The sequence below is a fragment of the Acidovorax sp. 56 genome (assembly GCF_002749705.1).
Classification (GTDB): domain Bacteria; phylum Pseudomonadota; class Gammaproteobacteria; order Burkholderiales; family Burkholderiaceae_C; genus Acidovorax.
Map to the genome: position 1 here is coordinate 2,273,072 of NZ_PEEV01000001.1, position 13,781 is coordinate 2,286,852.

Below are 13,781 nucleotides of genomic sequence, written 5' to 3' on the forward strand. Positions count from 1 at the left end.
AGGCCCCCAGCGGATAGCCAGAGCCTATGGCGCCGTCAGGTCATGCAGGCTGGCCGCCAGCGCGTGGCTTTGCACTGCCTCAATCCCGGCATCACGGGCCTTGGCGCCCGCGTACATCTGGCTTTGGCCAATCACCTGGCCGTTGGCCGCCTTGAGCGTGAAATAAGGGGCCCCGTTGCGGGCACACAGCCGACCGTAGCGGGTGTCGTTCGGGGCATGCTTTTTGACCGACTCGATGCCCTGAAGGGCACCCGCGTGCGAGTCATAGGTCTCGCTGGTCAAAATCACCTGGCCATTGGAGGCCAGCAGGTTGAAAACGAACTTGTCATTGGTCGTCTTCTTGAGCTCAAACTTCGCTGCCATCGGAAACACCTCCAGGGGATGTGAAAACCAACAGCCCGGTTTTTAACCGCAGCCCCCCCGTCCGGCAAGGGTGGCGACCCTTGTCCCTACGCCGTGGCGGGCTCTGCGCAGGGGCCACAGGCAAAGTGAGTGAACGCTACAGCGGCGTGCGCGCCTTCTCTGGCTCCTGGCGCTGCGCCCGTGCCACCGACATCAAAATCCCCAGCGCCAGCCCCAGCGTGACCATGGCTGTGCCGCCATAACTGACGAACGGCAGCGGCACCCCCACCACGGGCAAGATGCCACTGACCATGCCCATGTTCACAAAAGCGTAGGTGAAGAAAATCATCGACACCGCCCCGGCCATGAGGCGGCCAAACAGGGTGGTGGCGCCCAGGGCGATGTACAGCCCACGCCAGACCAGCATCAAAAAGCACACGACCAGAAACAGGTTGCCGGCCAGACCAAACTCTTCGGAATAGGCTGCAAAGATGAAGTCGGTGGTGCGCTCGGGGATGAACTCCAGGTGCGTCTGCGTGCCCGCCATGAAGCCCTTGCCGGTGATGCCGCCGGAGCCGATGGCGATCATGCCCTGGATGATGTGAAAGCCCTTGCCCAGCGGGTCGCGGGTGGGGTCCAGCAGGGTGCAGATGCGCTGCTGCTGGTAGTCGTGCAGCACGGGCCAGCGCACCCCATCGGCGCACAGTTGCGGCTCAAACCACACGATGAGCGCGATGCCAATGCCGCCCAACACCACGGGGGGCAGCACCAGCTTCCACGACAAGCCCGCAAAAAAGATCACCGACAGCCCCGCCGCCAGCACCAGCAGCGAGGTGCCCAGGTCTGGCTGCTTCATGATCAGGCCCACGGGCATGGCCAACAGCAGCCCGGCGGCAGCAAAGTCCAGCGGGCGCAATTGCCCCTCGCGCTTCTGGAACCACCAGGCCAGCATCAAGGGCATGGCGATTTTCAAAATCTCGCTGGGCTGGATTTGCGTGACGCCGATGCTCAGCCAGCGGGTCGCCCCCTTCTTGGTAATGCCAAACAGTGCCACAGCAAACAGCAGCGCCACGCCTGCGGCATAAAGCGGCACGGCAAAGACCATGATCTTTTGGGGCGGCACCTGTGCCACCAAAAACAAGAGGGTGGCGGCGATCAGCATGTTGCGCCCATGGTCTGCAAACCGCGTGCCGTGGTCGTAACCCGAGGAGTACATGGCCACCAACCCGGCGCACGCCAGCATCAGCACCACAAGGAGCAAGGGCAGGTCAAACCCCCTGAACAGGGGCAGTACGCGCTGCGAGAGCGAGGTCTTTTCAAAAACGGCGGCCATCCCGCGATTATCGGGCTGCCTGACCTCAGCCCGCTTGCCGAAAGGCCATCACCGCCTGGTTGCGCAGTGTGCGCAGCAAGCCCAGGGCCTTGTCATCCACCACAATGCCGCCCACCGCAGACTGGTCGGCGTAAATGAGTGCAAAAGTCTGCCCCTTGATCTGAAGCGGCAGCAGCAAGAACGAAGGCGCGTTGATGCCGCCCAGGTACCACTGCGGCAGGCGTGCCTGCATGCGCGGCTCTGTGGCGTCGTTGATGAGCGTATCGGCGCCGCGCAGGCACACGGCCGCAAAAAGGTCGCCCGGGGCCTTGAGCGGCACCTTCATGGCGCGCACGGCCACCTCGCTGCCTTCGCCCAGACCAAACCGACCAGTCAGCACTTCCGTCTTGGCGTCGCGCAGGCAAAACACCATGCGCCGAAAACCCAGCGCGCGGAACATGGTCTCCAAGATCATGCGCAGCACGTCGTTGAGCTGAAAGCTGTCCACCATGGCATTGGTGATGTCCTGAATGCCTGCGGCCAGCACTTCATTGACCTGCGCCACCGACACCGCGCCACCGGCCTGGGATGCCAACACGGCAGGCAGGGGCTGGCTCTCGCTGGCCTTGAGTTCATGGGACCTGATGGCGTCATCAGGCGCCGCCACGGCACCAGCTGCCAGGGGGAGCTTGAGCAACCGGGCCGCGAGCGATCCTGGCTCCACCCGCAAATCCAGCGCCTCGGCCAGTGCCACCAGTTTGTGGCGCGCACGCAGGGTGGCCTCTGCAATCGCCTCGGCCGACAAGGCCAATGTGCGCGCGTAGCGGGTGCCGACCTGCGCCAACTGCGCCTCCAGTTGGGCAGGTTCACTGAACAGCAATGCACTGGCCACCTCGTTGGCGGCCATGGCCGCCCAGCGCAAGCGCTCCACCCCTTGCTCGGGGGCGCGCTGCGTGGGCGAACCCAGCGGCTTGCGCATGCAACGCTGCAGGCTATCAGGCAGCCCCCAGACACGGGCGACCCCCACGCCCAGGTCCTCAAACCCCAGCCCCAGCACCTGCAAAGCGGCAGACTCCTCGCCGCCCTCCATCCGCCCCGAGGTCACCAGGCTGCGCACCTGCCGGGCCTCCTCGGGAAAGTAAAACTCGCACAGCATGCGCCCCAGGTTCTGGAACATGGCGCCAATGAAGGCCTCCTCGGCGGCCTGGCTGGTGCTGCACAGCTCCGCCGCCACCGACCCGGCCATCATGGCGCGCAAAAACTCTTCGCGCATCTGGCTGGCGTGGGCCTTGTCCTGCATGTGGTCCAGCAGCACTAGGCTCAGGGCCATGTTGCGCACGGCATTGAAGCCCACCAAGCTCACCGCGCGCGACACCGTGCTGATGGTGCCCCGGCTGGCGTGGGCGTAGTGCACGCTGTTGACCAGACGCAGCAGCTTGTTGGTCAGCGCCACGTCTTTCAGGATTTCGTGGGTCAGGTCGCTGATGCTGTCGTCTTCCGAGTTGGCCACGCGCTGGATGCGCGCCACCGAATCCGACAGCGCAGGGAAATCGCTTTTGTGGCGCATGCGCCGCAGCAAAAAATCCAGCGTGGCATTGCTCGCCGCCGTGGGGGCGCTCGCTGGGGCAGCCCAGGCGCGCAGCGCATCGCGAAACTCGGCCGCTGATGCGTAGCGCTCGCTGGGTCGGCGCGCCATGCCGCGCTGCAAAATTGACCTCAGGCCGTCGTCCACGCCCGGCCCCAGGTCGTCAGGCAGCGCCAGGTCTTCATGGGCCACGCGGTACAGCGCCTGCCAAGGGTCCGTCTGGTGAATAAGGGGTTTGCCCGTGAGCAGTTCAATCAGCACCAACGCGGCGGAATACACATCCATGGCCGGGGTGGGCGCGGCGCCTTCGACGGCTTCCGGGGCCATGTAGGCAGGTGTGCCGCTGATCTGCTGCGGATCGGAAGCACCCTGCACCGGCGCCGCCACGCCAAAATCCATCACCCGGGCATGGCGGTGGACATCAACCATGATGTTGGAGGGCTTGAGGTCGCGGTGCACGATGCCCGCCTGGTGCGCCGCTTGCAGGCCATCCAGCACCTCCAGCATGAACGCCACGGCATCGTGCGGCGTGCAACGCCCTTGCTGGGCCAGGTGCGCGGCCAGCGTGCGGCCGGGCACATACTCAAACACGATGTAGGGCTGCAGGCCCTGCACATCGGCCTCGAACACCGGAACGATATTGGGGTGGGCCAGGCGCCCCACATGGCGCGCCTCGCGCAGCCACGGCTCCAGTACGGAGGGGTCCTGGTCCTGCAAGGGGCGCATGAGCTTGATGGCCACCTCGCGCTGCAGGCGCGGGTCCACCGCCAGCCACACCGTGGCCTGGGCACCGCGGCCCAGTTGCGTCTTTAACTCAAACCGGCCCAGTGAGGCGGGAGGCTTGTCGCCTGATCCGAGCGCCCATCGTCTGGCAGCGGAAAGCGGGGCAAAATCGGTCATGGTGCAGGTAGCAAAACAAGGCACTGCACGGCGCAGCGCACCTTGTGCCGAATATCTTATGCCTGAGCCACCCCGCAAAAAGCAGTGATTCCCCTGCCCTATGCCGTCCCCCTACGTGCCTCCATGACCACCACCCACCTCCTGTACCTGCACGGCTTTCGCTCTTCACCCGCCTCGGCCAAGGCGCGCCAGATGGCAGCCCATGTGGCGCAGCACCATCCAGCAGTCACCTTTTGGTGCCCTCAGCTGCCGCCATCGCCCCAGGCAGCGATGGCGTTGGTGGTGCAGGGCATTGCCCAATGGCCTCGGGAGGCGATGGGCGTGATCGGATCGTCACTGGGCGGGTTTTACGCCAGCTGGGTGGCCCAGCATGCGGGCTGCCCCAGCGTGATGCTGAACCCCGCCGTGAACCCGGCCCGGGACCTGGCGCGCTACATCGGCGAGCAAACCACCTGGCAAAACCCCGAGGAGCGGTTTTACTTTCTCCCGGAATACATTGCCGAGTTGCAAGCGCTGGACCTGCGCGGCCAGCCCGCCCGGGCGCCCGAGCTGGCCATCATCGCCAAGGGCGACGAGGTGCTGGACTGGCGCGAAATGACAGCCCGCTACCCCCAGGCCGAGCTGTGCCTGCTGGAGGGCGGCGAGCATGCGCTGAGCGACTTTGAAGACCACCTGCCACGCATCACCCGTTTTCTGGATCTGGCTTAGGCGGACTCCGCGCTTGCTCAAGGGGCGGTGCTGGACTCAGGCTCCCGCTCTTCGGTCATGTCTTCAGCACCACTGGCTGGAGCCCATCGGGTTTGCCTTGCCAGCCAATGCGCATGGTCTGCCGGGTAGGCGATGCGATAGCGCCGCACATGGAAGGCCACCTCATCGTCGCGCCCCAGGGCCTGGGCACTGGCGATGAGTTTCTCGACCACCCGGGGTTCAGGCGAAAAATGCAGCAACGCCAGTGCTGCGGCATGCATCTGTGGGGCGTTGGCCGCCGTCAGCGCATGCGTAGTGAGCCAGGCAAAGCGCACCTGGTCCGGGAACAGGGTGCCCGAAGGCACGGGCACGGCGCGCACATCGCGCAGGGCTGCCGGGCGCTGGTCTGCCGGTTTGTAGAGCTGGCTCACGGTGCGGTACTGGTAGGCGGCCGTGGCCAGCAAGCCCACACCCACCAGGCAGGCCAACGCCCCGAGGCGCCACAGCCACCAACCCCTCCGCGCCCAGCCCCCACCGCAGCGCCCCAGCAGCAACAGCAGCGCAAACACCGTCGCCACCTGGAAGGGGCCGTACCACAGCGGATATTCAAGCAAGCTGTGCGCACCCACCAGGGCCAGCAAGCCCCAGGCCAGTTGGCGCACAGGGTCGGTCTCGCGCCAGGGGCGCGCACGGGCCACCACCGTGGCACCCCCCACGCACAGCAGCAGTGCGGCAGGCAGGCCCAGTTCCACGGCCAGGTGCAGGGGCAGGTTGTGGGCGTTGTCCAGCAGCATGCAAAAGCGCTCGTCCGGGAACAGCGTCACATAGTGGGCATAACCCATCTCGCCCCAGCCCCAGCCCGTCCAGGGCTTGAGCGAAATCAGGTGCAGCATGTTCGACCACAGCACCTGGCGGCTGGCGCACTGGCGCCCATCGCCTGCCAGGCGCGCAAACAGCCCCTCGCCCTGCACCCCGGTCAGGTGCAGCAGCACCTGGGGCAAGGCCCAGGCCGCCAGCACATACACCGCCAGGCCCAGCAGCGCCACGGGCAAGGCGCGCCTGGCGGGCGTGCCGCGCCACAGGCACAGCAAGACCACCATCACGCCCCACTGCAGCGCCCCGGTGCGCGACACCGTGGCCGCCGATGCCAAGGCCAGCAGCGGCAGCAGCGCCGCCAGAGACACCCCCAGCCAGCGCGCCCAGCCACGCCCGGCGCGGTGCCAGCGCGGGGCAGCCTGCGCGGTACGCACCCACAGCCACAGCAGCGCCCACACCCCCATGGCCATCAGCGTGGCCTGCTGGTTGCGCTGGCGCAGGTTGCCCACCGCCTGCCCCGGGCTGGAGGGGTGAATCCACGGCGAGCCCCAGGGCTCTGCCCCCAGGTACTGCAGCAAGCCCACCACGCCCCCCACCACAGCCGCCAGCAGCAGGCCCCAGGCCAAAACCAGGGCGGCCTGCCGGTACAGGCGACCGCCCTGCGCACGGGTCTGCACCTGGGCACCCCGCACCAGCGCCCCCACCGCCAGCACGCCGCCACAACCCCAGGCAAACACCAGTGGCCAGAAGTTGGGCGACGGCGGCGCCGTCACCGCAAACAAAAACGGCAGGGCCACGGCCAGCACGGCAAACAGGCCCAAAGGCATTGCAAAAGCAGGGAACGGCATCGGCAAGGGTTCGCGAAATCGGCGGGGAACGCACTAAAGCCGCGCAGAAAAACGCGCGGGAGATGGGGCCAGGGGCCGAAAAGACGGGGTGAAGGGTGGGGATGATAGTGGCGATCCGCACAATCCATGCCAAATAGGCCTCTAGCGCTTTTTAGATAAGCGCAAGCAGCTATCAAATAAATAGCAAAAACCCAAAAGCCGATCAAGACGAAGTGACACGGGGGGCGCCCACCGCCGCGCGGCCAAAAAACAACCTTGCAGCCAACGGTAACCAGAGCACCTGATCGCCCATGGGAGAATCCCCGGATGCATGCACTGTTTGAAGAAGCCGGCAAATTCATGGCCGGACGTATCCTGTCCGAAGCGGAGAGCTCAGCCCAGGTCGAGCTCGATTCGGGCAAGCGGGTCAAGGTCAAGGCCGCCAACATCCTTTTGAAGTTTGAAAAGCCCGCTCCGTCCGAGCTGATCGCCCAGGCCCAGGCCGTGGCCGAGAGCATTGAGCTGGACTTGGCCTGGGAATTTGCGCCCGAGGACGACTTTGGCTTTGCCGACCTAGCGCGCGACTATTTCTCGGAAAACGCCACGCTGGTCCAGCAGGCAGGCGCCCTGTTCCGCCTGTACGACGCCCCCCACTACTTCCGCCGCGCGGGCAAAGGCCGCTTCAAGAAGGCCTCGGCCGAGATCCTGCAGCAAGCCCTGGCCGCCATCGAGAAGAAAAAAGCCATCCTCGCGCAGATCGACGATTGGGCCGCAGCCCTGGGCCGGGGCGAATGCCCGCAACCCATCCGCGAGCAGCTCTACAAGATCTTGTTCAAGCCCGACAAGAACGCGCCCGAATACAAGGCCGTGGTCGAGGCCAGCCGCGCCACGCACACCGCGCCACTGGATCTGCTGCAAAAGGCCGGCGCCATCGACTCGGCCTACCAGTTCCACTGGAAGCGCTTCCTGTTCGAGAACTTCCCCAAGGGCACGGGCTTTCCGGCCGTCACCGCGCCCGTCATTGAGGGCGACCTGCCGCTGTCCCCCGCGCAGGCGTATTCCATCGACGACTCGCAGACCACCGAAATCGACGACGCGCTCTCGGTGCAAGGCCTGGGCACGGGCACCGTGGTGCTGGGCATCCACATCGCCGCGCCCGGGCTGGCCATCCAGCCGGGCAGCGCCATCGACCAGCTGGGCCGCGCGCGCCTGTCCACGGTGTACATGCCGGGCTACAAGATCACCATGCTGCCCGACGACGTGGTGCAGACCTACACGCTCGACGAAGGCCGCGCCAACCCGGCCGTGTCGCTGTACGTCACCATCGACGAAGCCACGCTGGAGTTCAAGAGTTCTGAAACCAAGCTCGAGCGCGTGCACGTGGTGGCCAACCTGCGCCACGACCAGCTGGATGCGGTGGTCACCGAAGAATGGCTCTCCAACCCGGCGTTTGAGCATCAAAACGACCCCCAGCGCTTGTCTGACCTGCGCCCCCAGCTATCATTTTTGCACCGCCTGGCCAAGGACCTCAAGGCCCGCCGCGAAGTGGTGCGCGGCAAGCCCGAGAACTTCAACCGGCCGGACTACAACTTCCGCCTCGTCGGCAACAACGGCGCCGAGCCCACGGGCGACGAGCAGGTGCAGATCAGCGTGCGCCAGCGCGGTGCGCCGCTCGACCTCATCGTGGCCGAGGCCATGATCGTGGCCAACAGCACCTGGGGCAGCTGGATGGCCGAGCTGGGCGTGCCCGGCATCTACCGCAGCCAGGCCAGCATGGCGCCGGGTGTGAAGGTGCGCATGGGCACCAAGGCACTGCCGCACGCGGGCATTGGCGTCAAAGCCTATTCGTGGGCCACCTCGCCCCTGCGCCGCTACACCGACCTGGTCAACCAGTGGCAAATCATTGCCTGCGCGCGCCATGGCGCCACGGCCGCGCTGGCAGCGCCGTTCAAGCCCAAGGATGCCGACCTGTTCTCCATCATCAGCAGCTTTGACGGCGCCTACAGCGCCTACAACGGCTACCAGGGCGGCATGGAGCGCTTCTGGACGCTCAAGTACGTCGAGCAGAACGGCATCACCGAGCTCAACGCCACCGTCTTCAAGGAAGGCCCGGGCGGCAGCTTCCTGGTGCGGGCGGACGATATTCCGCTGGTCTTCCCGGTACTGGGCGCGCAAAACCTGCCGCGCGGCGCACGCCTGAAAGTCAAGCTGGGCGAGGTGGACGAGATCACGCTGGACCTGCACGGCACTGTGCTCGAGCGGCTGGACGACCCCACCGATGCCAGCGATGATGCCCCCCTGGAAGACGACGGCGACGACGAAGCCGTGGCTGGCCCCATCGCCATTGCCGTGGACGTCAATGAGGCCGACACCCCCACCAACGCCAACGCTGACCACCCAACGCCGTGAACCTCCGCTCGCTCTTTCGCTCCTTCAGCACGCTGCAGATTGCACTGGGCGTGTCGGTGGCCGTGCACGCGGCCCTCATCTCCGTGCGCTTCATCGACCCCGAGGGCTTCAACCGCGTGTTCCAGGACACGCCGCTGGAAGTCATCCTGGTCAACGCCAAGTCCAACGAACGGCCTGAAAAAGCCCAGGCCATCGCCCAGTCCAACCTGGCCGGCGGCGGTGAAGCGGCCCAGGGCCGGGCCACCAGCCCCTTGCCCTACTCGGCCCTGACGGCGGTGGGCGACGACTTTGAAGAGATGCAGCGCAAGATGGACGCCATGCAAGAGCAGCAAACCCAGCTGCTCACGCAACTGCGCAAGCAGCTGGCCACCATGCCCGAGCCCGACCCGCGCAAACAAAGCGACAGCGGCGAGCAGATGTCGCAAGAAGAAAAGCGCCGCCAGCTCGTCAAGCTGCTGGCCGAGATTGAAAAGCGCATCAACGAAGAAAACTCGCGCCCCAAAAAGCGCTACATCAGCCCCGCCACGCGCGAAGAGGCCTACGCCATCTACTACGACGCGCTGCGTCGCAAGGTGGAAGACAAAGGCACCGAGAACTTCCCCGAACAGGGCGGCAAAAAGCTCTATGGCGAGCTGATCATGATCGTCACCGTCAACCACGACGGGCGCGTGCTCTCCACCGAAGTGGTGCAAGGCTCTGGCAAGGGCGCCCTGGACCGCCGGGCCGAAGCCATCGCCCGTTCGGCAGCCCCGTTTGGCCACTTCACCCCCGAAATGCGAGCCAAGGCCGACCAGGTGGCCATGGTCGCCCGCTTCAAGTTCACCCGCGACCAGACGCTGGAAACGAGTGTGAGGTAGCCCCCCTGAGTCGCCTGCGGCGCCTTCCCCTCAGGGGGACGCCGCCAGCGGCTTGGCCAAGCCAGTTTCGCGGCGGCCCTGGCCTGAGAGGCAGAGAAACCCTCAGCCTCTGCCCCGCCCCCAGCATGCAGCCCTTGTTGTTCCCATGACCACTTCGCCGCTCCCCGCCGACCTGTACTGCGTGATGGGCAACCCCGTCGCCCACAGCCGCTCGCCCGCCATCCACGCCCGCTTTGCCGAGCTGACGGGCCAAGCCGTCCACTACGAGCGCTGCCTGGTGCCGCTGGACGGCTTCGCGCAATCCGTGCGCAACTTCGCCGCCCAGGGTGGGCGCGGCTGCAACGTCACCGTGCCGTTCAAGTTTGAAGCCCCCCAACTCGCCACCATGTGCAGCGAACGCGTGCACCTGGCAGGCGCGGCCAACACGCTGAGCTTTCAGGCCGACGGCAGCATCCACGCAGACAACACCGACGGCCTGGGCCTGGTGGCCGACATCACCCGCAACGCCGGTGTGCCCTTGCAAGGCGCCCGCGTATTGCTGGTGGGCGCGGGCGGCGCCGCCGCAGGCGTGCTGGGCCCCCTGCTGCACGCTGGGGCGCGCCACATCACCATTGCCAACCGCACCGTGGCCAAGGCCGAGGCGCTGGTGGCATCGCATGGCGCACTGGCCTTGCTACAAAAAGCAGAGCTGCTCGCGCTTTCTCCACAAGCGGTAGAGGGTGATTTTGATGTCATCATCAACGCCACTGCCAGCAGCCTGAGCGGTGAAGCAGTGCCTGTGGCCGCCAGCGTGCTGCGCCCTGGCAGCCTGGCCTACGACATGATGTACGGCCCTGCCGCGCAAGGCTTCATGGACTGGGCCAGCGCCCACGGCGCCACCGCGCGCGACGGCCTAGGCATGCTGGTAGAGCAAGCCGCCGAGGCCTTTGCCATCTGGCGCGGGGTGCGCCCGCCTGCCGCCCAGGTGCTGGAAGAAATGCGCCAGACCACCTGAGTCATGAATCGCCATGAACTTGCATGAACTGGATAGGCCGTTCGGGCTGCGCCTGCCCGAGCCTTGCGCGGCGCTTCGACCAGCTCCGCGTGAACGGTTCAAGGAGAGCCATCAGCAGCGCCCCACTTTTGGAGCCATGCAACCATGAAGGCACTGGCCCGCTGGCTGGGCCTGGTGCTGATCGCACTGGTGGCCCTGCAACTGTTCTTTGTGCTGCGCATTGCGGCCATGGCGGTGGTCAACCCCGAATCCACCACCTTCGAGCGGTCTGAAGCCTGGACGCTGCTGAGCAGCAAAGGCAGCATCCCCTGGCGCCAGCAGTGGGTGCCCTACGCCAAAATTTCCGACCACCTCAAGCGCGCCGTCATTGCCTCGGAAGACGATGGCTTTGTGAACCACGAAGGCGTGGACTGGACCGCCATCGAAAAAGCCTGGGAACGCAATGCCAAGGCCGAAGCCCAGGTGGCCAAAGCCCAAAACCGCACCCCCGACCGCCCCGTGCGCGCCCCCAAAATCCGTGGCGGCTCCACCATCACCCAGCAGTTGGCCAAAAACCTGCTGCTGTCAGGCGAGCGCACCCTGCTGCGCAAAGGCCAGGAATTTGTGCTGACCCTGCTGCTGGAGCAGCTGCTGAGCAAAGAGCGCATCCTCGAGATCTACCTGAACAACGTGGAATGGGGCGAAGGCGTGTTCGGCGCTGAGGCCGCCGCCCAACACTACTTTCGCAAAAACGCCGCCCAGCTCACCCCCACCGACGCCGCCCGCCTGGCCGTGATGCTGCCCGCGCCCAAGCGGTTTGAGAAAACGCCCGGCTCGGCCTACCTGGCAGGGCGCACGCGGACGATTCTGGGGCGGATGGGGAGTGCGGAGCTGCCGTAGAACCTTGTCCGAGGTAGCCCTGCATCGCTCAGCCCACCACCCCAGGCCGAGGTTTCAGGCCATGATAGAAAGCCCAAGCTGCCCCCACATAGACGCACGGATAGGCGGCCACCCAGCCCAGTACCGCCCCAAAGGCTGACAAGGGCTCGTCTGAGGCCCACCCTGCCTGCACCAGCACAAAGCCGAGCCTGAGGGTGCAACCCAACAAAGCCAGGTAGGCAACGCCGCAGGCCATCACCCACCAGCCGCGCCGCTGTGGGCAAAAGTGGAGTTCCGCCCGCCAAAGCTGTTTGGGGATCTGGTACAGCTTCTGCAAGGCAAGCACCAAGACCAGCGGGAAGATCAACGCGGGCAATACCAACATAAGCCGTGTCTATGCGCCATCCAAGATCAGCCCCTGCGCTCTAGCCAGACAGACACCCGCTCCTCAGGCCGCAGCGTCACGTTCAAGCGGGGCGCGCAAGCCGGCGCGGCATCAGGCCAGCGCACGGTGTAGCGCTGCAGCAGCATGGCGGCCAGCAGCGTCATCCCAGCATCGCAAAGTGCTGGCCAATGCACACGCGCGGCCCCAGGCCGAAGGGAATCCACGCGCCCTTGGGGATGGGCGGTGCGCCGTCCAGAAAGCGCTCAGGCTGGAACTGCTCGGGCTGCGCAAACCAGCGCGCATCGCGGTGCAGCACCCAAGGGGTGATGCGCAGCAGGGCGCCCTGCGGCACGGCCACCCCGCCCAGGGTGATGGGGGCAGTGGTGCGGCGGTTCATCAGCGCAGCAATGGGCGGGTACAGACGCAAGGCCTCCTTGAGAGTGGCGCCCAGCCAAGGCAATTGGGCCAGGTGCTCTGGGCCGGGCACACCGCCTTGCAGCACCGCGTCCACCTCGGCCCGGGCGCGCTCGGCGGCTTCGGGGTGCTGGGCCATCAGCGTCGTCCACCACAGCAAGGTGGTGGCACTGGTCTCGTGCCCAGCCTGGAAGGTGACCAGGCACTGGTCCAGCACTTCCTGTGGCGACAGGGTTTCGCCCGTGCTTTCGTCGCGCAGCGCCAGCAGCATGTGCAGCAAGTCGCTGCGCTCGGGCTTACCCGAGGCCCCGTCGGCCACAGGGGCTTCGCTCTGGCGGGCGTCAATGTGCCGCTGCACCAGCCCCTTCAGCGCCCGCAGGGCCCGGCGCTTGTCGGCTTTGCCCGGCAGGGGCAGCCAGTCGGGCAGTGTGAAGGGCATGAACATTTCCCGGAAGGCCGCCTCCGACAGCGTCTGCGTGGCCCAGGCGGCATCGCGTGCATCGGCCTGGGCCGACTCGCTGAACAGCGTGCGCAAGATCACGTCCATGGCCACATCCGTCCACAGCGCGTCCACCGGCACCAGCGCGCGCCCCTGGCCCGCAGGCACGGCAGCGTCGAGTGCGCGGCGGGCGGCATCGGTCATGAGCTGCGCGTAGCCAGCCACGCGTTTGGGGGTGAAGGCGGGCATGAGCATGCGGCGCTGGCGCTGCCAGGTGGCACCCTCGGTCACCAGCACGCTTTGGCCAAACACCTGTTCAAACACCTCCATGCCCCGCTCCCATCGGATCAGCTGGTCGGCATGGGTGATGAGCGCCTCGCGCACCAGGTCGGGGTGCATCAGGTCCCACGCATCCTCGTAGCCCAGGCGCATGCGGGTCAGGTCGCCGTGCTGCTGGTGCAGGCGCGTGACAAAGCCCAGATAGTCGGCACGCATGTCACGCAACAGGGGCAGGCCCCACCAGGGGCTGCACGGGCCGCTGGGCTGCAGGGGGCGAGGAACATCAGCTGGGTCTGCCACCGCCGCCATGGCAGCGGTGGCAGAGGTCAGCCCGGTCTGGACGGAGGGGGATGCGTGTACGGAGGTGTTCATGCCCCGCATGGTGTGTCACCCGGTGCTGCGCGTATTGAACGAATACGACACCTGAGGCCAGGGATCCTCTGCACGAATCGCGCTGGCCAAGGGTGCGCTGCGGATCGAGATGGGCAGCAAGGCGCAAAGCGCAGCCATAGCCATAGCCATAGCCATAGCCATAGCCATAGCCATAGCCATCGCTATCGCTATCGCTATTGCTATTGCTATTGCTATTGCTATTGCGAGTATTTGCAACACCGCAGACCGCCAGAGACCGCAGATGCAAACGACGCGGTGATTTGTGCAGAGGGTTCCTGGGTACA

Annotated in this window: 12 protein-coding genes; 5 read left to right on the forward strand and 7 right to left on the reverse strand. The window is 66.1% G+C overall.

Annotated elements, in window-relative coordinates; translation table 11 throughout:
* Nucleotides 1-24: 24 nt before the first annotated feature.
* The 3 genes from CLU88_RS10065 to CLU88_RS10075 form a co-directional block, all read right to left on the reverse strand.
* Nucleotides 25-363 carry a YegP family protein gene (locus tag CLU88_RS10065; protein WP_099656476.1) on the reverse strand — a complete coding sequence of 113 codons (339 nt, stop codon included), beginning with the start codon at nucleotides 361-363 and terminating at the stop codon, nucleotides 25-27.
* A gap of 136 nt (nucleotides 364-499) precedes the next feature.
* Complete coding sequence (rodA, locus tag CLU88_RS10070; RefSeq protein WP_099656477.1) at nucleotides 500-1,675, reverse strand: rod shape-determining protein RodA; 1,176 nt, start codon at nucleotides 1,673-1,675, stop codon at nucleotides 500-502.
* Between the two features lie 25 nt (nucleotides 1,676-1,700).
* A complete protein-coding gene (locus CLU88_RS10075) occupies nucleotides 1,701-4,139 on the reverse strand; it encodes a serine/threonine protein kinase (protein ID WP_099656478.1) in 2,439 nt (812 codons plus the stop codon).
* A 123-nt stretch (nucleotides 4,140-4,262) separates the two neighbouring features.
* Here CLU88_RS10075 and CLU88_RS10080 point away from each other — a divergent pair, with 123 nt between their 5' ends.
* Complete coding sequence (locus CLU88_RS10080) at nucleotides 4,263-4,847, forward strand: YqiA/YcfP family alpha/beta fold hydrolase (RefSeq protein ID WP_099656479.1); 585 nt, start codon at nucleotides 4,263-4,265, stop codon at nucleotides 4,845-4,847.
* 17 nt (nucleotides 4,848-4,864) lie between these two features.
* On the opposite strand, the gene CLU88_RS10085 is transcribed toward CLU88_RS10080, so the two are convergent.
* Nucleotides 4,865-6,469 (reverse strand): Wzy polymerase domain-containing protein, encoded by a 1,605-nt coding sequence (locus tag CLU88_RS10085; protein ID WP_233205425.1) that lies wholly within the window; start codon nucleotides 6,467-6,469, stop codon nucleotides 4,865-4,867.
* 327 nt (nucleotides 6,470-6,796) lie between these two features.
* On the opposite strand from CLU88_RS10085, the gene CLU88_RS10090 reads away from it, so the two are divergent.
* The 4 genes from CLU88_RS10090 to mtgA all read left to right on the forward strand — a co-directional run bounded on the left by CLU88_RS10090 (nucleotide 6,797) and on the right by mtgA (nucleotide 11,608).
* Nucleotides 6,797-8,878, forward strand: a complete 2,082-nt coding sequence (locus CLU88_RS10090) for a ribonuclease catalytic domain-containing protein (protein ID WP_099656481.1) — start codon at nucleotides 6,797-6,799, stop codon at nucleotides 8,876-8,878.
* Nucleotides 8,875-9,735 (forward strand): energy transducer TonB, encoded by an 861-nt coding sequence (locus CLU88_RS10095; protein ID WP_099656482.1) that lies wholly within the window; start codon nucleotides 8,875-8,877, stop codon nucleotides 9,733-9,735. Before CLU88_RS10090 ends, CLU88_RS10095 begins: the two co-directional genes overlap by 4 nt.
* A gap of 145 nt (nucleotides 9,736-9,880) precedes the next feature.
* Complete coding sequence (aroE, locus tag CLU88_RS10100; RefSeq protein ID WP_099656483.1) at nucleotides 9,881-10,729, forward strand: shikimate dehydrogenase; 849 nt, start codon at nucleotides 9,881-9,883, stop codon at nucleotides 10,727-10,729.
* Nucleotides 10,730-10,873: 144 nt separating this feature from the next.
* Complete coding sequence (gene mtgA / locus CLU88_RS10105; protein ID WP_099656484.1) at nucleotides 10,874-11,608, forward strand: monofunctional biosynthetic peptidoglycan transglycosylase; 735 nt, start codon at nucleotides 10,874-10,876, stop codon at nucleotides 11,606-11,608.
* Nucleotides 11,609-11,636: 28 nt separating this feature from the next.
* On the opposite strand, the gene CLU88_RS10110 is transcribed toward mtgA, so the two are convergent.
* Genes CLU88_RS10110 through CLU88_RS10115 form a run of 3 tightly spaced genes read right to left on the reverse strand, consistent with a single transcriptional unit; the run spans nucleotide 11,637 to nucleotide 13,476 of the window.
* Nucleotides 11,637-11,972, reverse strand: coding sequence for a hypothetical protein (locus tag CLU88_RS10110; protein ID WP_143225973.1), 336 nt, complete (start codon nucleotides 11,970-11,972; stop codon nucleotides 11,637-11,639).
* A 26-nt stretch (nucleotides 11,973-11,998) separates the two neighbouring features.
* Entirely contained in the window at nucleotides 11,999-12,136 is a 138-nt protein-coding gene (locus tag CLU88_RS23255; RefSeq protein ID WP_233205426.1) for a hypothetical protein, read from the reverse strand.
* Nucleotides 12,133-13,476 carry a cytochrome P450 gene (locus CLU88_RS10115; RefSeq protein ID WP_233205427.1) on the reverse strand — a complete coding sequence of 448 codons (1,344 nt, stop codon included), beginning with the start codon at nucleotides 13,474-13,476 and terminating at the stop codon, nucleotides 12,133-12,135. Before CLU88_RS10115 ends, CLU88_RS23255 begins: the two co-directional genes overlap by 4 nt.
* Nucleotides 13,477-13,781 lie beyond the last annotated feature (305 nt).

Bases quoted from the DNA above. Each gene is read 5' to 3' on its own strand.
- CLU88_RS10065 (WP_099656476.1), bottom strand. From the start codon at position 363: ATGGCAGCGAAGTTTGAGCTCAAGAAGACGACCAATGACAAGTTCGTT.
- rodA (WP_099656477.1), bottom strand. From the start codon at position 1,675: ATGGCCGCCGTTTTTGAAAAGACCTCGCTCTCGCAGCGCGTACTGCCC.
- CLU88_RS10075 (WP_099656478.1), bottom strand. From the start codon at position 4,139: ATGACCGATTTTGCCCCGCTTTCCGCTGCCAGACGATGGGCGCTCGGA.
- CLU88_RS10080 (WP_099656479.1), top strand. From the start codon at position 4,263: ATGACCACCACCCACCTCCTGTACCTGCACGGCTTTCGCTCTTCACCC.
- CLU88_RS10085 (WP_233205425.1), bottom strand. From the start codon at position 6,469: ATGCCTTTGGGCCTGTTTGCCGTGCTGGCCGTGGCCCTGCCGTTTTTG.
- CLU88_RS10090 (WP_099656481.1), top strand. From the start codon at position 6,797: ATGCATGCACTGTTTGAAGAAGCCGGCAAATTCATGGCCGGACGTATC.
- aroE (WP_099656483.1), top strand. From the start codon at position 9,881: ATGACCACTTCGCCGCTCCCCGCCGACCTGTACTGCGTGATGGGCAAC.
- mtgA (WP_099656484.1), top strand. From the start codon at position 10,874: ATGAAGGCACTGGCCCGCTGGCTGGGCCTGGTGCTGATCGCACTGGTG.
- CLU88_RS10110 (WP_143225973.1), bottom strand. From the start codon at position 11,972: ATGTTGGTATTGCCCGCGTTGATCTTCCCGCTGGTCTTGGTGCTTGCC.
- CLU88_RS23255 (WP_233205426.1), bottom strand. From the start codon at position 12,136: ATGACGCTGCTGGCCGCCATGCTGCTGCAGCGCTACACCGTGCGCTGG.
- CLU88_RS10115 (WP_233205427.1), bottom strand. From the start codon at position 13,476: ATGAACACCTCCGTACACGCATCCCCCTCCGTCCAGACCGGGCTGACC.